The sequence below is a fragment of the Sphingomonas sp. Leaf21 genome (assembly GCF_916858675.1).
Taxonomy (GTDB): Bacteria; Pseudomonadota; Alphaproteobacteria; order Sphingomonadales; family Sphingomonadaceae; genus Sphingomonas.
This window is the reverse complement of sequence record NZ_CAKASM010000001.1, coordinates 379841-405969: the sequence shown is the minus strand read 5'-3', so window position 1 is coordinate 405969 and position 26129 is coordinate 379841. Positions and strand designations below refer to the sequence as shown.

At 64.6% G+C, this 26129-nt stretch carries 22 protein-coding genes and 1 riboswitch; of the genes, 9 read left to right on the top strand and 13 right to left on the bottom strand.

What is annotated here, in order from left to right:
- Position 1 precedes the first annotated feature (1 nt).
- Positions 2 to 1036 carry an aldo/keto reductase gene (locus LRP66_RS01790; RefSeq protein ID WP_230480780.1) on the bottom strand — a complete coding sequence of 345 codons (1035 nt, stop codon included), beginning with the start codon at positions 1034 to 1036 and terminating at the stop codon, positions 2 to 4.
- A gap of 91 nt (positions 1037 to 1127) precedes the next feature.
- Here LRP66_RS01790 and LRP66_RS01785 point away from each other — a divergent pair, with 91 nt between their 5' ends.
- A complete protein-coding gene (locus tag LRP66_RS01785) occupies positions 1128 to 2045 on the top strand; it encodes a LysR family transcriptional regulator (RefSeq protein WP_230480779.1) in 918 nt (305 codons plus the stop codon).
- Positions 2046 to 2177: 132 nt separating this feature from the next.
- On the opposite strand, the gene LRP66_RS01780 is transcribed toward LRP66_RS01785, so the two are convergent.
- The 4 genes from LRP66_RS01780 to LRP66_RS01765 all read right to left on the bottom strand — a co-directional run bounded on the left by LRP66_RS01780 (position 2178) and on the right by LRP66_RS01765 (position 7902).
- On the bottom strand, positions 2178 to 3137 hold the full coding sequence (locus LRP66_RS01780) for a glycerophosphodiester phosphodiesterase family protein (RefSeq protein ID WP_230480778.1): 960 nt from the start codon (positions 3135 to 3137) through the stop codon (positions 2178 to 2180).
- An 80-nt stretch (positions 3138 to 3217) separates the two neighbouring features.
- The gene (locus tag LRP66_RS01775; protein WP_230480777.1) at positions 3218 to 5722 is read right to left on the bottom strand and encodes a TonB-dependent receptor; all 2505 of its coding nucleotides are present in this window, start codon (positions 5720 to 5722) and stop codon (positions 3218 to 3220) included.
- Between the two features lie 68 nt (positions 5723 to 5790).
- Positions 5791 to 6894: an ROK family transcriptional regulator gene (locus LRP66_RS01770; RefSeq protein WP_230480776.1), complete on the bottom strand. Its 1104-nt coding sequence runs from the start codon at positions 6892 to 6894 to the stop codon at positions 5791 to 5793.
- Positions 6895 to 7047: 153 nt separating this feature from the next.
- Entirely contained in the window at positions 7048 to 7902 is an 855-nt protein-coding gene (locus LRP66_RS01765) for a manganese catalase family protein (protein ID WP_230480775.1), read from the bottom strand.
- A 41-nt stretch (positions 7903 to 7943) separates the two neighbouring features.
- Here LRP66_RS01765 and LRP66_RS01760 point away from each other — a divergent pair, with 41 nt between their 5' ends.
- The 4 genes from LRP66_RS01760 (at position 7944) to LRP66_RS01750 (ending at position 9685) form a co-directional block, all read left to right on the top strand.
- Entirely contained in the window at positions 7944 to 8204 is a 261-nt protein-coding gene (locus LRP66_RS01760) for a hypothetical protein (RefSeq protein ID WP_230480774.1), read from the top strand.
- Positions 8201 to 8335 (top strand): hypothetical protein, encoded by a 135-nt coding sequence (locus LRP66_RS18245; protein ID WP_268992425.1) that lies wholly within the window; start codon positions 8201 to 8203, stop codon positions 8333 to 8335. Before LRP66_RS01760 ends, LRP66_RS18245 begins: the two co-directional genes overlap by 4 nt.
- A gap of 403 nt (positions 8336 to 8738) precedes the next feature.
- Complete coding sequence (locus tag LRP66_RS01755; RefSeq protein WP_230480773.1) at positions 8739 to 9329, top strand: DUF2076 domain-containing protein; 591 nt, start codon at positions 8739 to 8741, stop codon at positions 9327 to 9329.
- A gap of 83 nt (positions 9330 to 9412) precedes the next feature.
- The gene (locus tag LRP66_RS01750; RefSeq protein ID WP_230480772.1) at positions 9413 to 9685 is read left to right on the top strand and encodes a hypothetical protein; all 273 of its coding nucleotides are present in this window, start codon (positions 9413 to 9415) and stop codon (positions 9683 to 9685) included.
- A 53-nt stretch (positions 9686 to 9738) separates the two neighbouring features.
- Here LRP66_RS01750 and LRP66_RS01745 read toward each other — a convergent pair whose 3' ends face one another.
- The 4 genes from LRP66_RS01745 to LRP66_RS01730 form a co-directional block, all read right to left on the bottom strand.
- Complete coding sequence (locus tag LRP66_RS01745; protein WP_230480771.1) at positions 9739 to 10575, bottom strand: 23S rRNA (adenine(2030)-N(6))-methyltransferase RlmJ; 837 nt, start codon at positions 10573 to 10575, stop codon at positions 9739 to 9741.
- 148 nt (positions 10576 to 10723) lie between these two features.
- Positions 10724 to 11305, bottom strand: coding sequence for a pseudouridine synthase (locus LRP66_RS01740; RefSeq protein WP_230480770.1), 582 nt, complete (start codon positions 11303 to 11305; stop codon positions 10724 to 10726).
- Positions 11306 to 11391: 86 nt separating this feature from the next.
- Entirely contained in the window at positions 11392 to 13230 is a 1839-nt protein-coding gene (locus LRP66_RS01735; RefSeq protein ID WP_230480769.1) for a DUF885 domain-containing protein, read from the bottom strand.
- 116 nt (positions 13231 to 13346) lie between these two features.
- The gene (locus LRP66_RS01730; protein WP_230480768.1) at positions 13347 to 15137 is read right to left on the bottom strand and encodes a diguanylate cyclase; all 1791 of its coding nucleotides are present in this window, start codon (positions 15135 to 15137) and stop codon (positions 13347 to 13349) included.
- 213 nt (positions 15138 to 15350) lie between these two features.
- Here LRP66_RS01730 and LRP66_RS01725 point away from each other — a divergent pair, with 213 nt between their 5' ends.
- From LRP66_RS01725 to pnuC, 4 genes are all read left to right on the top strand, one after another.
- Entirely contained in the window at positions 15351 to 15671 is a 321-nt protein-coding gene (locus LRP66_RS01725) for a hypothetical protein (protein ID WP_230480767.1), read from the top strand.
- Between the two features lie 80 nt (positions 15672 to 15751).
- Positions 15752 to 15861, top strand: a riboswitch (TPP riboswitch).
- A gap of 72 nt (positions 15862 to 15933) precedes the next feature.
- The gene (locus LRP66_RS01720; protein ID WP_230480766.1) at positions 15934 to 18204 is read left to right on the top strand and encodes a TonB-dependent receptor; all 2271 of its coding nucleotides are present in this window, start codon (positions 15934 to 15936) and stop codon (positions 18202 to 18204) included.
- 2 nt (positions 18205 to 18206) lie between these two features.
- Entirely contained in the window at positions 18207 to 19340 is a 1134-nt protein-coding gene (locus tag LRP66_RS01715) for a phosphotransferase enzyme family protein (protein WP_230480765.1), read from the top strand.
- Positions 19337 to 19912: a nicotinamide riboside transporter PnuC gene (pnuC, locus tag LRP66_RS01710; RefSeq protein ID WP_230480764.1), complete on the top strand. Its 576-nt coding sequence runs from the start codon at positions 19337 to 19339 to the stop codon at positions 19910 to 19912. The genes LRP66_RS01715 and pnuC overlap by 4 nt, the downstream gene beginning before the upstream one ends.
- A 125-nt stretch (positions 19913 to 20037) precedes the next feature.
- Here pnuC and LRP66_RS01705 read toward each other — a convergent pair whose 3' ends face one another.
- From LRP66_RS01705 to LRP66_RS01690, 4 genes are all read right to left on the bottom strand, one after another.
- Complete coding sequence (locus LRP66_RS01705; RefSeq protein WP_230480763.1) at positions 20038 to 20691, bottom strand: hypothetical protein; 654 nt, start codon at positions 20689 to 20691, stop codon at positions 20038 to 20040.
- Positions 20692 to 22264: 1573 nt separating this feature from the next.
- A complete protein-coding gene (locus LRP66_RS01700) occupies positions 22265 to 24604 on the bottom strand; it encodes a xanthine dehydrogenase family protein molybdopterin-binding subunit (RefSeq protein WP_230480762.1) in 2340 nt (779 codons plus the stop codon).
- Positions 24601 to 25590 (bottom strand): FAD binding domain-containing protein, encoded by a 990-nt coding sequence (locus tag LRP66_RS01695; protein ID WP_230480761.1) that lies wholly within the window; start codon positions 25588 to 25590, stop codon positions 24601 to 24603. Before LRP66_RS01695 ends, LRP66_RS01700 begins: the two co-directional genes overlap by 4 nt.
- Positions 25587 to 26093 (bottom strand): 2Fe-2S iron-sulfur cluster-binding protein, encoded by a 507-nt coding sequence (locus LRP66_RS01690; RefSeq protein ID WP_230480760.1) that lies wholly within the window; start codon positions 26091 to 26093, stop codon positions 25587 to 25589. Before LRP66_RS01690 ends, LRP66_RS01695 begins: the two co-directional genes overlap by 4 nt.
- Positions 26094 to 26129 lie beyond the last annotated feature (36 nt).

Below are 26129 nucleotides of genomic sequence, written 5' to 3'. Positions count from 1 at the left end.
CTCAAACCATCGGCGGTGCGAGGCGGGCAAAACCCTCCTGCTGCCGGTATGGGGTGTGCGGATAGGGCGGCAGCATGTCGCTCGCGGCGTCGAGTGCGGCCACCTGCTCGGGCGACAGCGTCCAACCGACCGCGCCCAGATTGTCGCGCAGTTGCGCTTCGTCGCGCGCGCCGATGATGACCGACGATACGGTCGGACGTCGCAGCAGCCAGTTGATCGCGACCTGGGGCACCGTTTTGCCCACCTCGGCCGCCACCGCCTCCAGCGCATCGACGACGCGGTAAAGATGTTCATCCTCGACCGGCGGCGCGAACTGGGCCGTCTCGTGAAGGCGGCTTCCCGCCGGAATCGGCCGTCCGCGCCCGATCCTGCCGGTCAGCCGCCCCCAGCCGAGCGGGCTCCAGACCAGCGCGCCGACGCCTTGATCGGCCGCCAGCGGCATCAGATCCCATTCGTACGCACGGCCGATCAGCGAGTAATAGACCTGATGCGCGACGAGGCGCGGCCAGCCGTGACGATCGGCCAGGCTTTGCGCCTTCATGACCTGCCAGCCGGGATAGTTGGAGACGCCCGCATAGCGGACCTTGCCGTCCGCGATCAGCCGGTCGAGCGTGCCCATCAGCTCCTCGGTCGGTGTGGAGGCGTCGAAGGCGTGAAGCTGGAGCAGGTCGATCCGGTCGGTGCCGAGCCGCCGCAGCGCCGCCTCGACCGCGCCGATCAGCCGCGCCCGCGACGCGCCCCAATCCTGCGGACCGTCACCCATCGGCAGGCCGGTCTTGGTCGAGATGAGGACGGCATCGCGCCGCCCCTTGATCGCCTCACCCAGCACCTGTTCCGACGCGCCGTCCGAATAGACGTCGGCGGTGTCGAACAGCGTCACGCCGGCGTCGAGGCAGATGTCGACCAGCCGCCGCGCCTGGGTAGCATCGCTTGTGCCCCAGGCGCTGAACAGCGGTCCCTTGCCGCCGAACGTTCCCGCGCCGAACGACAGGGCCGGAACACGCAGGCCGGATGATCCTAGTTGCCGATATTCCATGACACCTCCTTTGCGAATGTCATTGTCAGGCGCATAGATGGACGGTGAAAGAGCGCGGCGGAACCGCCCGCCGGTGCAAAGGATCTATGCCTTGGACGCAAAGGTGATGGGCAATGACGATCGCGCCCGGTCGCTTGCCCTGTTCGCAAGCGTGGTGGAGGAGGGCAGCTTCTCGGCCGCCGGTCGCACGCTCGGGCTGACTCCATCGGCGGTGGCGCGCGCGATCGACCGGATCGAGGCGCGGCTGGGCGTGCGGCTGCTGCTCCGCTCCACCCGCGCGTTGACGCTCACCGCAGAGGGGCAGGCCTATCTGCTCGCAGCCCGGCGCATCCTCGCCGATCTCGACGATGCCGAGCAGCAGATCGCCGATCAGGGCGCACCGCGCGGACGGTTGCGGATCAGTGCGGCGCTGGCGCATGGCCGGTTGTGCGTCGTGCCACTGCTCGGCGACTTCGCGCGCGCCTATCCGCACATCCTGATCGACGTGGCGCTGACCGACACGCTGGTCGATGTCGCAGCGGGTCAGGCCGATGTCGCGATCCGTTTCGGCCCACTCGCCGACAGCGGCCTCACCGCGCGCAAGCTGGGCGAGTCCGGCCGGGTGATCGTCGCCTCGCCGGACTATCTCGCACGCATCGGCACGCCGCAGGTGCCGGAGGACCTGCACGCCCATAACTGCCTCAACTTCAATTTCCGCCGGGCCGAGCCGACCTGGCCGTTCCGGCGCGACGGCGGGGATTTCACGCTGAGCGTCGAGGGCGGCATCATCGCCAATAATGGCGAGACGCTGGGCCAGCTTGCCGCCGCCGGGGTCGGCATCACGCGCGTCGGTCGGTTCAGCGTCGCGGCCGAGATCGCGGACGGGCGGCTCGTCCCACTGCTGGAGGAATTCAATCCCGGTGACGTCGAGCTGATCCACGCGGTCTTCGTCGGTGGCTCCGCCACCCCTGCGCGGGTGCGGGTGTTCGTCGACTTCCTGGTCGAGCGTCTAGCCAGCCGGATCGCGTAGCGCGCGCCGCACGGCCCGCCCGCCTCGCTGGTCTTGATCGACAGGCCGTTGACGATGCCCGCGTTTTAGCCTTGCGCGACCTGCACACCTGCTGCCACCAGACCCCGGCGACGTCGTGGCATGCATCATCGGTCAACGAGAGTTTGTCTGCATCCCTTGCGTCGCCCTTTTGGTCCTTTCGCGATAAAGCAGTAGCGCCTCGACGGCATCCGTTTGGATCAGGCGCACACCCATATCGGTCAAGCGCCCCCATACTGAAGCGGGATCGTGCCGGGCTTCGGGATCGCCGCCCATGCCCGTCACAAAGCCTTTGAACAAGGTGTTGATCCAGACCGGCACATTTCGCTCGCGTGCCCGTGACATGACCGCAGGCAGCGTCTGCAGCGGCAGAACCGGCAGTTCGATCGCAATCGGCTTGATCGGCCCCTGCGTTTGATTGTCGATGATCGCCGGAACGTCGGCCGCTGCGGGATCGGCTGTGCTGGGGATCACGGCGAATGGCACGCGGTCATACGGCGGAATGCTGGCAAGCGGGACGGAGGCGACACCGGCGACGGTCTTGACGATCACCAGGTTCTGCGCACCGGCGCGGTGCACGGCGTCGACGACCTCGCCGTAGATCATGTCCTTGACGTCGAGGTTAAGGACGATGTGACCCTTTGCCAGCGCGAGCATTTCGTCGAGGGTCGGGACCTGCTGGTCGGACCGGGGCGCCGCCGCGCCGCCTTCGTCCTGACGCAGGCGCAGCGCTTTCAGCTGAGCGAGGCTGAGGTCGGCGACCTTGCCCTTGCCATTCGTGGTCCTGTCGACGCTGTCGTCGTGCATGATGACGAGGTGACCGTCACGACTTCGCCGGACGTCGGTCTCCATCACGTCGGCGCCCAGCACGACGCACTGGCGCAGCGCCGCCATCGAGTTTTCCGGTGTGCTCCCCAAACCGTGCAGTGGCGCGGCTTCATGGCAGCCGCGATGCGCAATGACGATCAGCCCGCCATGCGGGTCGGCGAGCCGACGCAGACCATCGGCGGGCGCTGCGTGTACGGCGGAACTGGCAAGGCTGGCAAAGACGATGGCGAGAAGCGGACGGTACATGAGTAGCTTTCCTCGGAGGCGCAGCGAGGGAGCAGTCGGCACGCGACGGTCGGCTGCTCCCAGGGAAAACGGTTAGCGAGTCACCACGAGCGGCTGACGATCAGACGCACGTTGCGGCCGAAAAGAGGGCGGCCGAAAATGGCGGTCGGCACGCCCTGACCAAAGCGATCGCCCGCCGTGTTGCCTTCGGTGAAGCCGTGCGCGTTGGTGATGTTGTCGCCGACGACTTGCGCCTGCCACGGACCCTTCGACACGATCCCGCCGAGGCCGAACGAGCCGTAGGCGGGCAGCGCGGTGGAATTGAAGAAGTCGGTGTAGCGGCGACCGACATAATCATAGCGGCCGTACAGGCTGAGGTTCGTGTCGCCGAAACTGAAGTCGACGGTGGGTCGCACGTTCAGGAACAGCCGGGGCTCACGGATGATCTGTTTGCCGTTGGCGCGGCTGCCGTCGAGGCCCGTATTGCTGCTGAAGTTGAGGTAGCGCGGATTCTGCACCGTCACCGATCCCGCGAGCGAGAGGGGACCGGCGAGCCGCAGGCGGCCGTCGGCCTCCATGCCCTTCGTCTCGGCGGTGCCGATGAAGGTCGTCGTCACGTCCGCACGGCCGGTCGCCGGGTTGAAGCCGGCGAAGCTGGCGTTCAGCGGATCGAACTTCGTGTAGAAGCCGGTGACGTACAGGTACGAGCGCCCTGCGGCTAGCTTTACGCCTGCCTCGTACAGCTTGGCCTTGGTCGGGACCACGGCAGGCGTCGGGAAGGTGAAGGCGATCGTCGTGTTCTGCGGCACGTCGAGCTGCGAGGCGCGCAGGTACATGCCGATATGGTGGCTGAGGTCGTAGTTGGCGCCGACCGTCCAGTTCGTCGCCTGCTGCTTCAGGCGCAGCGTGCCGATGCCGCCGGTGAAGCCGCGCGTGCTGTTATCCGCAAGCGTCGCCGCATTGCCGAGATTATACGACGCCGTCAGCCGGTCGTAGCCGCTATAGCTGTACCATTCGTGGCGGAAACCCGCGTCGAGACGCAGTCGGTCGGAGATCTCCCAGCTATCGGTGCCGTAGAGCGCGATGAGCTGGCCATCGACGCTGCCCGCGTTGACCGACACCGCGTCGTTGAGCGATCCGTTGTCGGTGACATAGCCCTGTACCGCGCCGGTCGCCGAATAGGCGGCCAGGTCGAGCAGCTTGGGCTGCGATTTCACCTGGATCAGATAGTTCTGGTAGGCGGTGAACATCTTCTGGCCCCAGAGCGAACCATAGGTGCCGACGCGGATGTCGTGCGTGCCGATCCCCGTCTCGACCTTGCGCGTCACGGACAGGTCGCCTTGGGTCGAATAGAAATCGGTCTGGATCGAGCGGTATTGCGCCTGCATCACCAGCCCGGAGTCGGTGGACGGATCATAGCTGCCGAGGCCGTTGGTGCCAGCGAAGCTGTAGCCCATGCGCGCGACGTTCGGTCCGAAGGCGCTGGTCGCCGCGGCGAGATAGCCGCTGGCGAAGCTGGTAGCGTCGACCGGGTTCGACGTCGAATAGAAGGCATCGAAATGGACGTTGCCCAGCGTCATGCCGCCCTTGGCGGAAACGTGCCAGGGGCCGTAATCCCCCTCGTAATCGATCGCGACATTGCCGAAGCGGATGTGGCGTCCGTTGGCGAGGTCGCCGCGCTGGTCCTGGATCGTGCCGCTCGCGTCGCGATAGCGGATGTCGACGTTGCGCAGGCCCGGCGTATTCAGCGTGCCGTTGAAATAGTCGATATACTTGTTCAGGCTGACCGACGGATCGCGCGGATCGTTGGTCGGGATCGACAGATAGAAGATGTTGTGGTCGTCGGTATATTGCGCCGACAATTTGATGAAGCCGTTCGCCAGGTCATGCTTGATATTGGCGCGGATCTGGCCGCCCTTGTCGCTGGGGAAGCCGGAGTCGCGATAGCCGTCGTGATAGCGGAGGAAGCCGCCGACCGCGTAATAGGTGTCGCCGCCGAGCGGCCCCGCCTGATAGGCGTCGAGCCGGTAATAGCCGGTATCGCCCAGCGTCGCCTGCACCTTGCCGCGCGTGATGTCGGTGCCGGTCACCTCGATCACGTTGGCGATCGCCGCTGCGGTGCTGGCGTAGATCGGCGCCGGGCCGCCGCGCACCACTTCGATCCGGTCGGTCATCAGGTCGAGCCGGTTCATGCCGTCGCCCTGGTTGAAGAACCAGCCGTCCAGCTCCTGGAACAGCGGCAGGCCGTCCTGCTGATAATAGAGGAAGCCGCGATCGGTCGGGATGCCGCGCACGCGGGTGATGTTCTGCACCTCGCCGCCGGTCGCCTCGACATGGATGCCGGGCAGGGTGCCGATCAGGTCGGTGGTGCTTTTGGGCGCCAGTTTCTGAATGTCCGCCTGCGACAGCGAGTTGATCGCGTAGGAAACATCGAAGCGGCGCTGCTGGCGGGCCGAGCCGGTGACGATAATGTCGGATTGCTGGTCTGCCGGTGGCGTCGCATCCGCCGTGGATGTGGGAGCGGCGGCCTGGGTCTGCGCGAATGCGGGCGTCGCGGCGAATGAAACGAGGCACAGTGCGCTGCGCGCCAAAAGACTGGTCTTCATGATGATCCCCCAATGTGCTGCGGGGGCCATGGCGGCGAACGGTGACAGTTTTATTTGCTTACATGTAATTAAATCGCCGTCGTCACAGCATGGATCGGGATCATCGCCGCGCCGATCACCACGGCCTTGCTGCCGATCGAAGAGGCGTGAAAAGCGGGCAGGGTCGAGCGATAGCCGTCGTCGCGATGGCGGGATCGCTCCGCGAGACCTTGGGCGATGCGTTCAAGGAGGGGCAGGGGGAGCGCGCCCGATACGACCACCGCGCCCGGGTCGAGCCAGACGGTCCCGCCAGCCACGGCCTGGTCGAGTTGCACGATCACCCGCTTCGTCCAAGCGGCGATCAAGTCCGAGTGGCTGTCGAGCAAGCCGTCTATCGCCGCCAGCGAGTCGATCCGGACGCCATGGTCGTTTAGAAAGTGCAGCAGGTCGATGCCCGAGGGGCGTTCGCGATGGCCGGGAAACAATCGCCCGATCTCGCCCGCATTGCCATATTCTCCCAGGAACAGATCGCGCTCGGCGATCAGTCCACCGCCGATGCCATGGCCCAGAAACAGCGTCAGGACCGATCGGTAGCGCCCGATGACGCCAGGCTGATAATATTCCGCCAGCGCCGCCGCGCTGGCATCGTTCTCTATCCAGACCGGCATGCCCAGCGCGTCGCCGAGCGTTTCGGCGAGCGGCACCTCGTTCCATCCGGCGATCCGATCGACGACTATCCGCCGCGTGCGATCGCCGGGCATGGCGTAGCCGGGGACCGCGACGCCCAGGCCCAGGAATTTGCCTTGCCGGAAGCCATGCGTCGCCGCCAACGTCTGCAAGCGCGCTTCCACCGTGCGGGCGAATACCAGCGGGTCGGGACTGTCGAAAGGGGTCGCATCATGGATCAGCGGTTGGCCACGGAAATCGACGATGGCCAGTTCCAGCCAGCCCGGATGGGCCGTTGCCCCGATCGCCCAGCCACCGTGACCGGAAACGCTGAGCGGCACCATCGGGCGCCCCCGCGTCTGAACGTCGCGCGCGCCGCATTCCTCGATCAGGTCGAGCGCGAGCAACGATTGGGTCAATCGCGTCATCGTCGCGCCGTTCATCCCGAGCGATTGCGCGAGCTTCGTACGCGGCGCCGTACCCTCGATCCGCAATTGCATGAGCACGCGGCGCTGCGGCTCGTTCAAGCGGATTCGAGGGCGCTGGGGCAAAAGCATACCGGATAATCAGATATAGTTTCGGCTTGTCAAATAAATGGACGCGATTGGTCTATCATGGGACTTCCCGAATACTGTCTTCACGGCAAACGGCGGTCGCCATCGGACGACCGCCGCATGGAATCAGCCGATCTGCTGGTCCTGCGCGCCGCTGTCCGGCCTCGCCGGGCCGAGGACCGGCTCCTCACCGAGAGGCTCGTTCCGGAATACGGTGAATTCCCCGCGTCCGTCGACCGCCGGGCCGCCGGTCCAGCGTCCCTCGGGGAAGGCGCCATCGACCGAGGTGACGTAGAAGTTATAGTTGTTGTCCTGGTCCTCCATCTCCTGCGGGAAGGAGTTGGGGACGGGGAGGTTGGCCGATGGGCCGCCCAACTCCTCGAGCACCGCGAGCCATTGCTGCTGGTGCATCGTGTCTCGCGCGATCATGTAGTGGAGCATCTTCTTCATGCCGTCGTCGTCGGTCGCATTGAACAGCCGGACCGCGAGGACGCGCCCCGTACTTTCCGCCGCGACGTTGCAATACATATCGGCCGCGACGTTTCCGCTGGCGTAGATATGGCTCATGTTGAAGGGGACGCCATCGGAATCCATCGGCATCGCGGCCAATCCCCCCGACAACAGGTTCTTGTGAATCAACCCCTCGATCGACGCCTTGGCGCTGCCGCCGCCCATCACCGCGCCGACGATCGAATCCGTCGCGCCGTCTTCCTGCAAGGAAGCCGGTGCCGTTTCGAGGTTCATCGCAACGGCGGTCGCGAGCATCTCGATATGGCCGATCTCCTCGGTCGCGGTGTGAAGCAGCATGTCGCGGTAGGTCGTGGTCGGCGCGCGATTGCCCCATGCCTGAAAGAAATACTGCATGCAGACCCGAATTTCGCCTTCGACCCCACCGATCGCCTGTTGCAGCATCCGCGCGAACGCCGGATCAGGCCTGTCGACCGAGACAGGAAACTGAAGCCGTTTGTCGTGATAATACATGGCAATCTCCAAGAACGTTGCGGCGTTCGGGGGGAGAACCCATGCGGACAGACTATGTTGTGCCGTTGTTGCTGATCCACATTTATATGCTGGTCGGACAGAGGTTGAATTACGACGAACGGAGAAGTTTCTCGGTAATAGTTGATATGGATAAATATCCGCGTCGCGTTATTTGGAAAATGACGAATTTGGGAGCGGCGAAAGCTGGGCCGCCTGGTCATCACCTCGCCCTGGTTGCGCATCGGGAATTCGAGGAGGCGGAATTCCATGTGCAGCAGTCGTCGGCCCGACTGACCGCGTGACCGTGACGCTAAAGTTCGGCCATGATCGCCATGGCGGTGGCGTCGTCGTCCTCGATTACCAGAATGGCTGCCATGTCCGGCGGCATACCCCCCACATGCGTGATGTGGCCAAGACGGATCGCGGTGAGTGAAATTCATTTAAGTCGGCACGCGGCGCCTCCGGGGCGAGGGGGAGGCGAGTCTCAGCCATGACCCGGAGGGTTCCAATGCTTTCGCTTCGTTTCTGCGGGATCGCCCTCCCGATCCTTCTCGGCATGACGCCCGCCATGGTCGTGCGAAACCATAGCGACGTGAGCAGCGACTGCTTCGATGTGGCGGCGCCGATGGCCGAGGCGACGCCATGCTTCGAGGGCGGCCATCACACCCACCGACATTCCGCCAGGCAGGATCGAAACACCCCCCAGAAGGGCGCGGACAAATCGACGCGGCTGCCGCCCAAATCCCGGCTTGGTTAATTATTCGTCATCCGACCCCGCCATCCTTGAATTGACCAAAGCCCGGACGATCTTTGGTTGCGCATGACCGGAGTGGACCATGAACGCCGAAGAACATACGCTTATCAGTCGCTTTCTCAACGAACTCGCTGTCGCACGGGCCGGCGCGAAGGACAGTGAGGCGGATGCGATGATCTCCCGCACGCTGTCCGGCAATCCCGACGCCGCCTATCTGCTCGTCCAGCATGCGATCGTTGCCGATCAGTCGCTTCATGCGGCACAGGAGCGCATCGCCGAGCTCGAACGGCAGGTTCAGTCCGCCCCTGCGCAGACCGGCAACAGCTTCCTGCCGCAAGGTGCGGGTGGCCCCTGGGGTGCGAACCGGCAGGAGGGGTATGCGCCGCCCCCGCCCGAAGCGCGACCCGGCGTGTTCTCCGGCGGCGGCGGTCTGGGCAGCTTCCTGCGCAGCGCGGGCACCACGGCGGCCGGTGTCGTCGGCGGTGAAATGTTGTTTTCCGGGCTGTCGGACATGTTCGGCCACCGTGGCGGCGGCGGGGTATTCGGTGGCGGCCAGGGTTTCATGGGCCAGCCCGAGAATATCACCATCAACAATTTCGACGACGACGGCGGCGGTCGCTTCGACGCGGGGAGCGGCGACGATTATGGCTCGTCCGACGACGACGACTATTGACCTGTCGATAGGGCGGGCCGATTTGGCCGGGCGGTCCCGGCTGGCTATGCAGGCGTGATCAGGCGGCCAGACGGGAGCATATCATGGCGCAGATTGCGGGACCGGGCGAGCACGTCATCAGCGAGGTCGAGCGGATCGTCCGGCGATATGTGCCCGGCGCGACCTGCGCACTGCTCGACTATGGCAAGCGGGTGGGATGCGGTGAGCTCGACGAGAGTGGAAAGCTTCACGAGCTTCGATGGTTGCGCCGTGAATTGGACGAGGAACGCGTTGCCGAGGATGCCAGGCGATTGGCGCAACTTATCGCAGAGGCCGACCGGCAAGGTCGGGCCGATCAGGCGGATGGGGGACGTTGACGGTCATCCGGCATCGTCGGACACCGTTCATCGTTCGCCGACTTGGCCTCGGCCTAGCTGCGAGCGTCTAGCCAATCGGCCGTGATCTCGCCCAGATGCCCGTCCGGCGCGAGGGCCGAGCGGAGCGCTTCCAGTAGAGGCGGCAGCGCCTGTGTGAAGGCATAGGGCGGATTGACGATGAAGAGGCCCGCCCCGTTATACAGGCCATACCGGTCGGAATCGTACAGCCAGTGCTCCACGGACAGGACCTTCGGGATGCCGAGCCTGCGCAGGTCATCCTTCCATCGCTGATGCGTGGCCCGGTCTTTCAGCGGATACCAGATGACCGTCACGCCATGCGCCCATTTGCGGTGTGCCGCGGCTAGGGTCGCCGTGATGCGGACGCGTTCGTCGGTCTGCTCATAGGGCGGATCGACCACCACCACGCCGCGGCCGGTGCGGGTCGGCAGCATCGCCAGCCAAAGCTCATAGGCATCGCGCTCATGCACGGCGGCAGGCGTACCACGCATCGCGCCGCGCAGGGCACGCGCGTCCTCGGGATGCTTTTCATTGAGGATCAGCACGTCCTGCGGCCGTAGAAGCTGCGCCAGGAATTGCGGCGAACCGGGGTAGAGATGTGGTTCGGCCGCGACGTTCACCGCGCGCACGGCGGCGCGATAGTCGTCGAGCAAGGGGTTCCGATCGGCAAAGGCGCGCTGTACGCCATCGGCGGCCTCGCCCGTGCGCTGCGCCTGCTCGCCGCCGAGATCGTAGAGCCCGCAGCCGGCATGGGTGTCGATCAGCGTCAGCGCGCCCTGTTTTTCCTGCAAGGCCCGGACGAGCGCGATCAGCAGGCTGTGCTTGACGACATCGGCGCTGTTGCCTGCGTGGAACGAGTGGCGATAGTTCATGGAGATCCAAATTCTGCCGATTTGCGTTACGATATGCTGCTGGTCGCGGACGTTGCTCGAGCGCGGCCTCCAATCAGCTTTCACCGCTCGCTGCAACGGGCATCAGATGATGTGGCGGGGATAGCCGACAAGGCTCGCGGATCACGCATCAGCCGCCAGCCCTTGCCCCCATGCCCTTGCCGCCGACGGACAGCTCCGTGAAGCGGCCGGGTGCAATCTCGGCGACGGACCATTCGCCGATCGACCACCGGACCAGCCTCAGCGTGGGCAGACCGACCGCTGCGGTCATGCGGCGGACTTGCCGGTTACGCCCTTCGCGAATGGTGATCCTCAGCCAGCCATCGGGGATGGTCTTGCGCTGACGTATCGGCGGATCGCGCGGCCACAGGTCCGGCGCGTCGATAGGCGCGACGTCGGCGGGAAGGGTCATGCCATCCTTGAAACGGACGCCCCGTCGCAGGCTTTCGATCTGCTGCTCGTCCGGATCGCCTTCGACCTGCACCAGATATGTTTTGGGCATCTTGAAGCGCGGGTCGGAAATCCGCGCCTGCAACCGCCCGTCATCGCACAACAGGAGCAGGCCCTCGCTGTCCCGATCGAGCCTTCCGGCGGGGTAGACCCCCTTGACCGCGATGAAGTCCGACAATGTCGACCGCACCGTCGGCGACCCCCGGTCGGTGAATTGCGACAGGACGCCGAAGGGTTTGTTGAATAGCAGAAGCCGGGCCATGCCAAGTTCATATCGTCCTGCCGTCGCTATGTCTCCACGCCTGTGTCGGGGATACGATCCACGATCCGGGACGTCCCGCAGCGCCGTCAGACGGCGCGGGCACGCTCCTCGACGATCCGCTCCAGCATCGACAGCGGCATCGCGCCAGCCTCCAGCACGTCATGGAAATGTTTGAGGTCGAAGCGGTTCCCCGCGATCGATTTGGCATTCTCACGCGCCCGCAGCCAGGCGGCGTGACCGATCTTGTAGCTGCACGCCTGGCCCGGTGAGACGCAATAGCGTTCGATCTCGCGCTGGGACCGGCCGGGTGCGAAACCTACGGTGTCGACGAGATATTTGGTGGCCTGCGCATGGGTCCAGCGCTTCGTATGGATGCCGGTATCGACCACGAGCCGTGCCGCGCGAAACAGGAAGGACTGGAGATAGCCTGCACGCTCGACCGGCGTGGCATAGCCCCCCAGTTCGTCGGCCAGTTGCTCCGCATAAAGCGCCCAGCCTTCGAGATAGGCGTTGAAGAAGGCGATCTTGCGCAGCGGATGCGTCGGCGCGCGTTGCGCGGTCGAGATCTGAAGGTGATGGCCGGGCACGCCTTCGTGATAGGTCAGGCTCGGCAGCGTGTATTTCGGCCAGTCATTCACGCTCTTGAGATTGATCCAGTAGATCGCGGCCCGTGAGCCATCGAGCGGCGCACGGAAATAATAGCCATTGGGCGCCCCGTCCTGAATCTCCGGCGCGACGCGGCGAATCTCGAGCGGGGCGTCGGGCGGATTGGTGAAGGCCTGCGGCAGGCGTGCCTGCATGGCCTTCACGCTGGCATTGAGGCTGGCCAGCAGCTCGGCACGCCCCGCGTCGCTGTCCGCATATAGCTGGGCGGGAAGGCGGTTCAGTTGGTCAAGCCGGGCGCCGACGCTGCCTTGCGTCAGGCCCTGCCCGCGCAGGATCGGATCGAGCTGTGCGGTGAGGTCGGCAACCTGCTGAAGCCCCATGCGATGCACCTCGTCCGGCGACAGCGTCGTGGTCGTCGCCTGCGCGAGGGCGGCGGCGTAAAGCGCCTCACCGTCCGGCAGGGCCCAGACGCCGGCTGCGCTGCGTGCCGTCGGGCGAAGCGAGCGCAGCAATGCGATCTGGCGATCGAGCGCGGGATACACCGTCTCGGCGACGATCCGGGACGCGCGGGCTTGCCAATCGCCGCCGATATTTGCCGCGGCCGTGCGACGGGTGAGCGACCGGACCAACTGGTTGTCGGCAGGCGATGGCGACCGGAGCTTCGCCATCTGCCCGAGTGCGAGATCGAGCGAGAAATCGGGCGCCAGTCGGCCCTTTGCCGCGTCGCGTCGCTGGACCTCGGTCTCATTGTCGAGCTGGCGGCCCATCAGGGCGAGCCGGTCGAGATAGGCCTCGGCATCGTCGGCGGTCTTCACCGGATGGGTGGAGTCCAGAAAGTCGGGCAGGGAGAAATAGACGCCGTCCTGCTGCGAGATCGGATATGGTCCCTGGGGCGAGGACAGGCCGAACCGCTCCGGGCCGACCATGTTCGACTTGATGCTATAGAGGACGACCTCGCGATCGATACGCGCCTGTGGCGAGAGCGCGACGGGATCGACGGCGCTGACCAGTGCATAGGCCTTGCGGTTGCGGGCCAGATCCTTGCCGATGGCGGCATAGCTGTTGTCGCCCAGCTTGTGCCGCAGATCGGCATTCTTGCCGGTGTCGAGGCCGAGCGAGGTGGCGAACTCGGGCGACTGGCGGACGGTTTCTTCCAGAACCTGATCGAAGGCGGCGTTCAGCCGCTTGTCTCCAGCCGATGGTGCCGGGGCCGTCTCGCCCGTGCTTTGCGCCATGCCCGGACGCGGGGCCAGTGCGCTCCATCCGGCGGTTGCCGCGCCAGACACGATGCCAGACACGATGAAGGTACGACGATCCATGCCCAATGTCCCGAAAACAAAAGCGTTTGGAACACGCTAGGCGACAGTGGGGCGGCTGCGCAACCCGGGCTGGTGCGCCCCTGGTACGTGGACGTGCTGGTCGGTCGGCTCGCGGGTCAGGCCGCGTGCTCGGCCTTGCGGAGCGCGGCGACGACGACCTGGTTCCGCCCGGCCTGTTTGGCGCGCAGCAGCGCGGCATCCGCCGTCTGGACCAGCTTGCTCCAGGGACAATGGAGCGGCGCGGCGGCCAGGCCGATCGAAACGCTGATCCGCCCCAGATCGCGGCCGTCATGCGTGACGGCCAGGCTCTCGATCTCACCCCGAATGTCGTCCGCCCGCCGTTTCGCGGTATCGATCGTCATGCCCGTGAAGAGGATCAGGAATTCCTCGCCGCCAAAGCGGAACACCAGCGTGCCTTCGCGCACCGATCGGGCGAGCGACGCCCCGACCGCCCGCAACACCGCGTCACCCGCGTCATGGCCATGATCGTCGTTGAAGCGCTTGAAATGATCGATATCGATCATCGCGCAGCACAATGCGGTATTGTCGCGCTCCGACATTGCCAGCTCCCGCGCGACCACATCGTCCAGCTGGCGGCGATTGGGCAGGGCGGTTAGCGGATCGAGCATGGCTTGCTGGTGTAGCGCTTCGCGCAGGCGTAAATTGTCGAGCGCCAGCGTGATGTTCTCGGCGAGCATATGGATATATTGCTCGCCAAGCGACGGCATGGCGGCTTCGGTCCGCTCGAGGTAGAGGAGGCCGAGCAGTCCGTTCTGGCCGTTGAGGGGCAGGCACTGGCTGTCGGCCAGCGCCTTGAGATGCGCGCAGGGTACGTCGAAATTGCTGCCCGTCGCACTGTGCGGCGCGTTGCGGCGCAGGCCCCAGCAGGCCACCGGCGAAAATTCGGCGGCCGAGGCCAGTTCGCCCTGCCAGGCGCAGCCGAGCGCCATCACGCCGCGATCGGCATCGAAGAGATATAGCCCGCCACGCATATCGGGGGCGATCTCCGGCACGAAATGCGCGACGACACGCACGAGGTCGGCGGTCCGGTCGCAGCTCTGCATCCGCTGCGTCATGCGCGAGAGAAGATCGCGGATGCGGCGATCGGCATCGCGTTCCTTTTCGAGGCGGAGGCGCTCGATGCCGGTCTCGCGGAACACGCGCAGCGCGTCGGCCATGTCGCCGATCTCGTCGATCTGCTCGTAGCGCGGTGGCTCGACGCCGTAATCCTGCGCGGCGAGGCGGGCGACCACGTCGCTCAGCTTGACGACGGGATGGAGCACGCGCCGTCGGTAGATGAAGTATAGAACCGCGAGGAAGAGCAGCCCGGTGATCGCCAGCATGATCTCCGACGCCTGGCGCCAGGTTCTCGCACTGTGCTCGGCATCGCGCAGTTCGGCGGCGGTGCGCTGGTCGAGGCGATACTGGAACCGCTCGATCGCGGCGCGTGAGCGGTCGATCTCGCGCTCATACTCGGCGGAGAACAGGATATCGATCGCCGCGGCCCGGTCTCCCGCCTTCTTCGCCGCCAGCGCGCGGGCCTGTTGGGCCCGTAGCGCATCGACCCAGCGCAGCCCGTCGCGAAGCGCATGCAATTCGTCATCGGATGCCCCGGCATCCCGAACCTTGGCGACACGCGCCTCCAGACTTTGCAGTTCCCGCGTCGCCCGCTCGAAGATCAGGAGGTCGGCGGCGTTGCCATTGACGACGAACTTGCGGGCGAGATCGCTCAGCGCCAGCCCGTCCTGTTCGATCGTATCCGTCGCACGGTCGAGCATATAGCGCTGCGCGACGGCGATCCGCTCCTCTTCCTGCGCGTTGGACGCGATCAGCATCGTCGCGCCCGACGCCAGGGTCAGGGCCACCGTTACGCCGTAAGCCCAGTTGGTGATGGTCGCCAAGCGCATGACCGGGCTTGTCCTCCAACTTGGTGAAGAACAAATTAAAGGTCTCAAAACGCTAGTGAATAAGCCGTGGCACTCCGTTGCATGACCAGCTCATATGCAACAGCGGTTCGACCGGGCTTGATCGGCGCATCGCATCGCCGCTCGCGGGAGCGGGCGAAGGCCGCCGGGCGTCACGCGTGCCTTTGCGCGCCATCCATGCTAGGGGGCGTGGCCATGTCGAAAACGCAAAGCACGACCGGCACCGTCAAGGTCGATGGCATCTCCTATGACTGGCACCTCCAGCGCGAACCGCATCTATCCGACGACGAGGGGTGGAAGGGCATGGCGATCGCGCTTCAGCAACAGGATGCCAAGCGTTCCGCGCTCGTCGAATTTCCCGCTCCCAAGCGTCTGCTGAGGGGATCGCCGCGTGGCCGACTGCAGCTCGACGACGCGACGATGATGCGCTGCGTCCGCGCGGCGCTCGCGGCGGGCTGGGAACCAGAGTCGCGTGGTCGGCCGGTCGTGATCGTGGTCGACGCCGAGGGCAATTGAGCCTCCCCCGCGCCGATCGGCACGAATGCGGCGTTCTGCCCGCAATAATCATTTGCACCGTCCGCATAACCGCCTAGACGACGCCATCCCCGGGGGGCCGCTGACGCGCGGTTGAGAGGTGGGCAGCAGTCCATGACCCGCTGAACCTGATCCGGGTCATACCGGCGTAGGGAGGGTTGGCGGATCCCTTTCGTCGTCCCTCCGTGAAGTGGACACGAAGACGATGCCGGTTATCAATGCGCGCCATCGACCCATGGCTTCCATGGCCGCCCTGCTGCTGTCGGTTGCCTGGCTGGCGTTGCCGACGATGGCGTCGGCGCAGCAGGCGGCGGATGCGGCGTCCGATATTCGTGTGGTCGGCCACCGCGATCCGGAGGGGCTGCTCCCCGAGCAGACGGACCCCAAGGCGGTCAGCGCGATTTCGAGCGACTTCATCGTCAAGCAGGCGCCGACGCTCAACGCGTTTCAGCTCGTCAATCTGCTGCCCGGTGCCAATGTCGCGTCGAGCGATCCCTACGGCCTGTCGACGAGTTCAAGCCTGACGCTCCGGGGCTTGGGACAGGACGAGATCGGCGTGCTGATGGAAGGCGCGCCCCAGAACGATATCGGCTATTATTACGCCTACCCGTCGCAGTTCGCGGATCCCGGCAATGTCCGGCGCATCGCGCTGGCGCAGGGGGCGGTGGACATCGATTCTCCGACGGTGGGTGGGGCAGGGGGGCTGCTCGCGCTGACCCTCGACGATCCCAAGGAGCGGCCCGGCCTGCTCGCCGACCTGTCGGCCGGGTCCTATGCCTTGCGCCGGGTTTTCGTCCGGGTCGATACCGGGATGATCGGCGACACCGGGCTGAAGGCGTTCATCTCCTACTCCAACACGCGCGCGGACAATTGGCGGGGTGCGGGGTATGACACGCGCCAGCATGTCGACGCCAAGCTGCTGCGCGAATGGGCGGATGGCAGCCGCGCCAGCCTTGCCCTGTCCTACAACGACGCCAACTCCTCCAGCTATCCCAGCCCGACACTGGCCGACTGGCAGGCGCAGGGGCGCGGGTTCAACTACGACGCACGCTATTCGCCCGGCGACACCAATTACTGGCGACTGTACCGCGCACCGTTCCGCAACCTGTACGCGTCCGCACCGGTGCATCTGGTGTTGAACGACAGACTGACGTTCGACGGTACGACCTATCTCCAGTTCGGCTACGGCAATTCGCCCTATGGCACGCAGCTCGCCACGACCGGCAATTTCCTGGGAGAGGAGGCGCTGGCCGAACCGATCGCCCTGCCGGGCGCGGTCGACGGCGTGGCGACGGTCCTCGGCAACTATACCGGCGACCAGATGCGCAACGGCCAGGTCGCCAAGCTGACGCTGCAGGCGGGCATCCACCGGCTGACCGCCGGGCTGTGGTTCGACTATGGCACCGATCGGGTCACGCAGACCTATACCGCGATCGATGCCCAGGGGATGCCCGTCGATCAATGGGGTTATCGCAGCAAGGCGATCCGCACCGCCGACGGGCGGCTGCTCGCCTATGAGAACCAGCGCACCGTCACCGTCACCAAGAGCCTGTTCCTGGCCGACAGCATCGCCATTACGCCACGCTTGACCGTCGACCTCGGTATCAAGGGCGTCAACCTGCTGCGCAACGGGCGCAACTATCTCCCCGGACCGCAGGCGGGCGTCCGGCGCGACAGTTATGTCGCGCTACCGCGTGCCGCCGTGCACGTCGCGATCGATGACAGGCAACAGCTCTTCGCCAACATCACGACCAACTTCCGTACCCCCAACGAGTTCACGCTGTACAACAGCTATGACGGTGGGGTCGTCTCGACGCGTGGCACGGACAGCCTGAAGAACGAATATTCGGTGTCGCAGGAATTGGGCTATCGCTATATCGGCCCGAACCTTTCCGCATCGGTGACCGGGTTCCATTACAAGTTCCGCAACCGCCAACTCGCGACCGTGGTCGACAATGGCGGAGCGCTGGTCAACTCGACGCTGAACGCCGGGGGGCAGACCTCTTACGGAGTCGATGCGGAGATCGATTATCGGCCCGCCAGGGGCGTCAGCGTCTATGTCTCGGGCGAATATCTCCGCGCGCGGATCGACGACGATCTGCCGGTCGGTGGGGATTTCCTGCCGACCCGTGGCAAGCGCGCCGTGTCCAGCCCGACGCTTCAGCTTGGCGGGGGCGGGACCTATGACGACGGGCTGCTGTTCGGTAGCGTCGCTGGCAAATATGTCGGGCGTCAGTTCGCGACCTTCATGAACGACGAGAGCATTCCGGGCTATGCCACGCTCGATCTGGCGATCGGCGTCCATCTGGCCGACTGGCTGGACGGCAAGCGGACCGATTTGCGGCTGAACGCGATCAACGTGACCAATCCGCGCGTCCTGGCGGGTGTACAGGCGGTCACCACAAATGCCGTCGATACGGTGGGCCGTGAAGGAACGCTGATCGTCGGGCAGGCGCCCGCTTATTACATCGGCGGCGGCGCGGCGGTGGTGGCCACCATATCGCGGGCCTTTTGACGATGGCGGGCCCCGATGGTCACCGTGTCCACGGGATGGGGCCGGGCATGGAAGTGCCGACCTGGCCCGCGATCACCGACCACGAAGCGGAACGCGTGCTCGCCCGCTATCCGCAGGCCGGAGCGGTCGAGGGGCTGCGCTGGCATTCGCCGCGCCCTTTCTCGGCCGCGACGCTGATCGATACCAGCGACGGCATGGTGTTGCTCAAGCGGCACGATCGGCGCGTGCGCTCGGTCGCCGGGCTGGCGGAAGAACATGCCTTCATCGCCCACCTCGCGAGGTCGGGAATGCCGGTGCCCGAGATATTGTGCGATGCCGATGGAACGAGCGCGGTGGCGATGGGCGACTGGAGCTACGAACTTCACCGGCGGGCGGCGGGGGAAGACCTGTATCGCGACCGGCCGTCATGGACGCCGTTCCAGTCGTTGACGCACGCCCATGCGGCAGGGGCGGCGCTCGCCCGCCTTCACCGTGCGTCGCGGGGGTTCGAAGCGACGCAGCGCGCGGTGCAGCCGCTGGTCGCCAGCAACCATATCCTCGGCGCCGCCGATCCGCTGACTGCCGCCGAGACCTATATCCGCGCCCGCCCCGCCCTCGCGACATTTCTGGAGCGGCGACCGTGGCGGCGACAGCTTTCGGCGCTTTTCGGTGCGGCGGGGAAGCCGCTCGGCGGGCAACCCCCGCTATGGACGCACAACGACTGGCATCCGTCCAACCTGCTCTGGGCCGCAGATGGTTCGGTCGAGAGTGTGTTCGATTTCGGCCTCGCGGACCGCACCTGTGCAGCCTATGACCTCGCGACCGCGATCGAGCGGTCCGCCTTTGCGTGGCTGGAACTGGGGGTGGCGCCCGATGACGGCATCGGCGATCCGCACGCGGCGCTGGCCCTGATCGAGGGATATGCGGCGCTGGCCCCCTCGGCCCACCAGGTGGTCGATGCGGCGATCGATCTGCTGCCGCTCGTGCATATCGAATTCGCGCTGTCCGAGGTGGACTATTTCGCCGGGGTGGTCGGTGACGGGGATGGGGCGGTCATGGCCTGGGAGGGCTATGCCCTGGGCCATGCGGCGTGGTTCCAGTCGGAGGCCGGGCGGGATTTCCTCACGCGCCTTCGCATCGGGCCGGGCCCCGCATGACCGCGCTCGAACTCGTCGCCGTCGCGATCAGCTTCCTGGCGATCTGGCTGACCGCGCGACGCAACATGCTGTGCTGGCGGCTGAACCTCGTCGCCTGCGCGCTCTACTTCAAGCTTTTCCTCGACGTGCGGCTCTATGCCGACATGATGCTGCAGGCGATGTTCGGGATCGGCATCCTCTACGGATGGATCGTCTGGCTACGTCATCGCGAGGGGGAGGCGCCGGTCGAAGTGGCCCGCCTGTCGCGTCGGCACGCCGCGATCGGGCTTGGCGCAGGCGCGGCGGGGGCGCTCTGCATCGGCTGGTTCACCAGCCATCATACCGATGCGTCGCTGCCCTGGATCGACGCGGCGCTCAGCAGCTTCAGCCTGGTCGCACAATATTGGACCGCGCGCCGCCATCGCGAGAACTGGCTGCTGTGGATCGTCGTCGACATCGTCTATGTCGGCATGTTCCTGTTCAAGGGGTTGGTGCCGACCGCCGGGCTCTATGCCGTGATGATCGGACTGGCGGCGATCGGCTATCGCGACTGGCGTCCGACGGCGCGGGGATCGTCGATCTCGCAAGCATGAAGACCGGTGCTGGCGGCGGCGCGTTCCTCGCAAGCGGCAGCGTGTCACTTTACCGCGAGCGTGAGTTGCGAAAATAAGCTGAAGCTACGTCTGGCGAGCAGGACTATTTCCCCGGTAGCCTAGGACTACTTCCACCTCGTATAATAGGCCTCGTATCCGAATCCGAGCGAGGTGTCGTCATTGCTATGGAATATTTGCTTGACGGAAAATGGCCTATCTGGCTCTGATCCCTGTCCAATATCCGCCAGCTTTTGCATGAATGCACGCTTATCAGCTTCGCTTTCCGCATAGCCAATACGAATGCGAACTTCACACTCGATCTTTCCACATACCGTGCTTGTAACATTTCGGGGGTCGGTGATTCTTGAGGTCATCTCCCGCAGGCGGCTTTCCGCTCCACCTGACCAAGACGGATCACGTCCTGATTCCATGATATCTTTGTGCCACTCATCGACTATTATGAACTGGCGGATTTGGTTCCATACTCGATCAGTCGTTTCCTTCGACCAACTATCTTTCGTCCTCACAAGCTCCGAATTTAGATTTTTTGCAATATGAGCAACGACATCGTCTCCCGAACGGGGTTTTTCGATCGAAGGGAGCTTGCTCGTCACGCTTTTGGGGTGCTCCTGCTTTCGATCATTGTAATGGCGCACAACATTGATTTTTTTGTATAATGTTACAGCGTCAGCCTTGCCACGTAATGTGACTATTGCAATGATCGCAATCATAATGGCGACCGTGGACGTGATGGCGATCTGTCTACGCACTGATTGCATAAAAATATCTCCAAGTTATTGTTCCGTAGTGAACATTTATTGTCCCTTAGTAGCCGATCATAAACAAAACTTGATACTGGCTGTATTTTATCTTTTATATCACTTAAGATATTGTTTTTTATGTACAATATTTCATCTATATTTAAAGTTTCGCTGCAATTATATATACTTTCTCGATCGGTGATACTGATGAGGCCCATATCAGAATTTAGTATAAACCTGGGCTCAAAATCATATCGAAATAACGCAGACGTATTGGGCATGCATATCAAGTCTTCCATGCTCTTTAGTGCAATTAGTATTTCACTAATTCGAAGTATAACCTCATGAGAGCTTTCAGTTGTGGATCCAGCTACACGAAGCCTTGTAAATCCGTCACAAAATAGAACATTTTTGTGAAACGATTCCTCACTAGTCATGTTTTCAAGTATATCTACACCGCATTTATCGAATGCGAAGTCCATATCACGGGTTCCATGGATAAGCACCTGTTACACTATAGACGATTAACCCATTCTCATATTGTCCTGTATTATATACCCTGACCGTGAATCTATTGGTAGGGACTCCATACGTAGTGCCTACTGTCTTGCCAAAGTCTATTGTATAAGCTAAGATGCTTGGATTGCGCGCGTTTGTTTGCGTTGGTACAGCCTGCGTAACTCCCCAGGCAATAAGAGATACCAAGTGTACGGGGTCGGAATACTTTTTATTGAATTTACTTTTTTTTCTATCGGGGCTTTTTGAGCTAAAGATATGATCGGCGGCAATTTTAGGAGCTGCATTTGGTTAACGTTTTACTATGGCGGCGGGGTTTTTATTTACTGTACTGCTCGATGGCATTGGTTTTATGTATCGACTCGCACAAGCCAGATCTTCAAATTATCATCGAAGCATATTATGGGTGCGGATAAATTAGTCCATATTGGTGCTATATAAAATCGATACGCTTTAGGGTTCATTGAATGACCTGATTATCATCGGTCGGTATTCATCAATAATATGATTGAATTTCATCGTTGTAGAATTTGAATATTGTGGGGCTGTCGTGAAGCCGTTTGGTATATGCTGATGTCTTCGCGGCGCGGAGCGGTGTCGTGGGTTCGGCTGACCGGGTGTTCCGTTGCGCTCCGTGAAATTGAGGCGGTTACGTTGCGTCGCCAGACGGTTGCTGGAGTGACTCAAGCGGGCGCGCCGCAAGTCATCGACTTCGGCGCGGTCAAAAATGAGGAGCGGGCCTCTTATAGCAGCGCTTTGTGGCGATCGGATGCGCGCCGGGGCCATCGAATGCGGTTGCACACCGCGTCCGTTATTCGCACGGCCAGTGGCGCTGCCTGCCGGAGGCGGCCGGATCGCCTAGAAGGCCACCATTAGCATCTCGGCGAGCGCGATATTGAGGTGCCGCCGACCCGGTCGGTCGAATGGTGGAACGCGCTGAAGAGTCAGGACGTGCCGACCAGCCTCGTCATCTACCCGATGCCGGGCATTGTGTGTGCCGACCCGGGCGGCCGACGTGATGAAACGTCAGCCCGCCTGGTTCGGCCAGTATCTGGGAGCGCCGGGCCGCTGACGATCACAACAGCTTGTCGAGCATGATCGGCAGGTCGCGAACGCGCCGCCCGGTCGCGTCGTAGATCGCATTGGCGATGGCGGCGGCGACGCCGGTGATCCCGATCTCGCCGATCCCATGCGCGCCCATCGGGGCATGGGGATCGGGGATGTCGGTCCAGATCACGTCGATCTCCGGCACGTCGAGATGGACGGGCAGATGATATTCCGCGAGGCTGGGGTTCATGATCCGGCCGCTCCGCTCGTCGAACTGCGTCTCTTCCATCAGGGCCATGCCGATCCCCATGATGATGCCGCCGCGAAACTGGCTGCGCGCGGTCTTCGGATTGAGGATCCGGCCGCAGTCGAACGATCCCAGGAAGCGGGTCACGCGGGTCTCGCCGGTGATTTCGTTGACGCGAACCTCGCAGAAGAGGGCGCTGTGCGAATGCATCGACCAGTGCATCGTCTCGAGCGGGGCGGAGCCCGCCTTGGTCGCGGTCACGCTGTCGCGCTGTGCCCGGCCGAGGATCGAGGCATAGCTTTCGCTACGCTCCGGATCGGTCAGGCTGGCGAGGCCGCCATCGACGCATCCGACGTCTTCGGGGGACAGGCCTGCCAGCGGGGAGTCGTTGCCCGCCAGCTTGAGCAGTTCGGCAACCAGCGCGCCATGCGCGGCGATGACGGCGGCGCCGATCGCGGCGGTCTGCTGCGATCCGCCCGCCATGATCGCGCCGGGGATGTCGCTGTCGCCATAGCCGACCTCGACCTGATCCAGCGCGAGGCCGAGCCGCTCGGCGGCGACGATCGCGGTGGTCGTGGCGGTGCCCATGCCCATCTCGGCCGCCGCGACCTCCACCTTTGCGCGGACCGCTTCGCCGTCGCGACGCAGCGTGATGCGCGCCTGCGCACCGGGCATCCGGTAATAGGGATAGGTGCCGGTCGCGCAGCCGACGCCGATCCGCCATTCGCCCTCCCGCCGGGTCGTGCGGGGGGCACGGGCCGCCCAGCCGAAAGCCTCCGCCCCGTCGCGCCAGGCTTTCGCGATATGACGGGAGGAGAAGGGACGGCCATTGGTCGGGTCCGTCTCGGGCTCGTTCCGCAGGCGGAGTTCGACCGGATCCATGGCGAGATCGACCGCCAGTTCGTCGATCGCCGACTCCAGCGCGAAGGTGCCCACCGCCTCGCCCGGCGCACGCATGAAGGTGTTGGCGAGCATGTCCATCCGCGCGACCTCCACCTTCAACAGGATGTTGGGCGAGGCGTAAGCGGCCTGCGATCCCAGGATGAAGGGCTCCGGCATCGCATTGTGCGGCGTCATGACGGTCAGGCCGGTGTGGAGCAGGGCCTGGCAACGCCCATCGGCATCCGCCCCGATCGCCACGCGCTGTTCGGTCAGGGTACGGCCGCCGACGATGCGATAGACACCCTCGCGCGACAGCGCGATCCGGACGGGTCGGCCGGCCAGCTTCGCCGCCGCCGCACCGATGATCTGGTGGTCCCACAGGCCCTTGCTGCCGAACCCACCGCCGACATAGGGGGAGGTGAGGCGGACCTTGTCGGGCGCCAGGCCGAAGATATCGGCCATGGTCTGCGCCTGCTGGGCCACCATCTGGCTGGCGTCGTGGATGACCAGCGCGTCGTCGACCCAGGCGATCGTCGCGGCGTGCGGCTCGATTGCATTGTGATTATGGCGCGGCGTGCGATAGATATGATCGACGCGATGCGGCGCGGCCGCAAAAGCGGCCTCGGCATCGCCGACCTCGTTCAGCAAGGGGTGACCCATGAACATCGCCTGTTCGGTCCCCTCCGCCCGGGCTCCCGCCAAGGTGGTCACGGCCCGCTCTTCGTCATAGGCCACACGTAGCAGCGAGGCGGCATGATCCGCCTGTTCCTGCGTCTCCGCGAGCACACAGGCGACGGGCTGTCCGTTCCAATGGATGCGATCGTCCTGCAAAACCGGCAAATCGGCCTGGCCGACCGCATGAGCCGACGAGCCCATGGTCGGCGGCTTCGCCATGCGCGGCGCGTTCAGATGCGTCATCACCAGCACGACGCCCGGCGCGGCCTCGGCGGCGGCGCTGTCGATCGCCGCGATCCGGCCGCGTGCGATGGTCGCATAGGCGAGGGCGGCATAGGCCATGGCCTCGAACCGATGCTCGGCGGCGAAGGCGGCCTGTCCCTGTACCTTGAGCGCACCGTCGAGCCGCGACACGGGCTTGCCGATCAGCCCGTGCTTGCGTGCGATCAACGGGTCGGGGGCGCCGCCGGGTATCCAGCTATCGGGCGCGAGCGGCACGAGCTTTTCCATCGCTCCCTGTACCAAGCCCTGCACCGTTGCCTTGGCGTTGTCGACGATGCTCATGCCATGTCTCCCCGGACCAGGGCATCGAGGACGGCGGCCAGCGTCCGGCCGACCAGCGCCGGTTTGAAGGCGTTGTCGCGCAAGGGCCGGGCTTCCACGAATTCCGCCGCCGCCGCATCGAGGAAGGCCTGTCGCGTCGCCGGGCCGCCGCGCAGCGCCGCTTCGGCTTTCATGGCGCGCCACGGCGTGTGCGCGACGCCGCCGAATGCGATCCGGACATCCCGGACCCGGTCGCCGTCGAGGTCGAGCGCCGCCGCCACCGATACCAGCGCGAAGGCATAGCTCGCGCGGTCGCGGACCTTGCGATAGGTCGAATTGGCACCGAAAGACAGCGGCGGCAGCGCGATGGCGGTGACCAGTTCGCCGGGAGCCAGCGTCGTGTCGCGGTCGGGCTGGTCACCGGGAAGGCGGTGGAAATCGCCGAACGCGATCGCTCGCTTGCCCGCCGGACCCTCGACATGAACCGTCGCGTCGAGTGCCGCGAGCGCCACGCACATGTCCGAGGGGTGGGTGGCGACACAGGCCTCCGACCCGCCGAGCACGGCGTGGATGCGGTTGAACCCGCCACGCGCGTCGCAGCCGGAGCCCGGTTCCCGCTTGTTGCAGCGCGACCCCGCACTGTCGTAAAAATAGGTGCAGCGCGTGCGCTGGAGCAGATTTCCGCCCACCGTCGCCATGTTGCGTATCTGCGCCGACGCACCCGCCAGGATGGCGCGGGAGAGCATGGGGTAGCGTGTTCGAACCTGTCGGTGTTCGGCCAGCGCGGTATTGCGGACCGCCGCGCCGATCAGCAGCCCGCCATCGGGTGTCTCCTCGATCGCACGCGACAGGCCGGTCACGTCGACCAGCCTGTTCGGCCGGGCGATCGTCTCGCGCATCAGGTCGACGAGGTTGGTGCCGCCGCCCAGATAGGCGGTGCCCGCCATCGCGCCTTGCCGCAGGGCATCGGCCGCATCGGTCGCGCGGCTGAATTCGAACGGAATCATGCCACGGGCTCCGCGACCAGGGTCGAGCGGATCGCGTCGACGATCCCGTTATGCGCGCCGCAGCGGCACAGATTGCCGCTCATCCGTTCCTGTATCTCTTCGCGGGTCAGCTCGACCTGGGCGGCCAGATCGGCGCTGACATGGCTGGGCACGCCGCGCCTCGCCTCCGCCGCCATGCCGATCGCCGAGCAGATCTGCCCCGGCGTGCAATAGCCGCATTGAAAGCCGTCATGTTCGATGAACGCGGCCTGCAAGGGGTGCAGCGTCGCGCCATCGGCTACACCCTCGATCGTGGTGATCTCGCATCCGTCGAACTGGACGGCCAGGGCAAGGCAGGACAGGATACGCTCACCGTCCATCAGCACGGTGCACGCCCCACAAGCGCCCTGGTTGCAGCCCTTTTTCGTCCCGGTCAGGTGAAGCCCCTCGCGAAGATGATCGAGCAGCGACACGCGCGGATCGGACGGGCCGGGAACATGGTTTCCATTGACGATGAACGACATCGCTTACCCCTGACCAATTGACGGATGATGGCACGA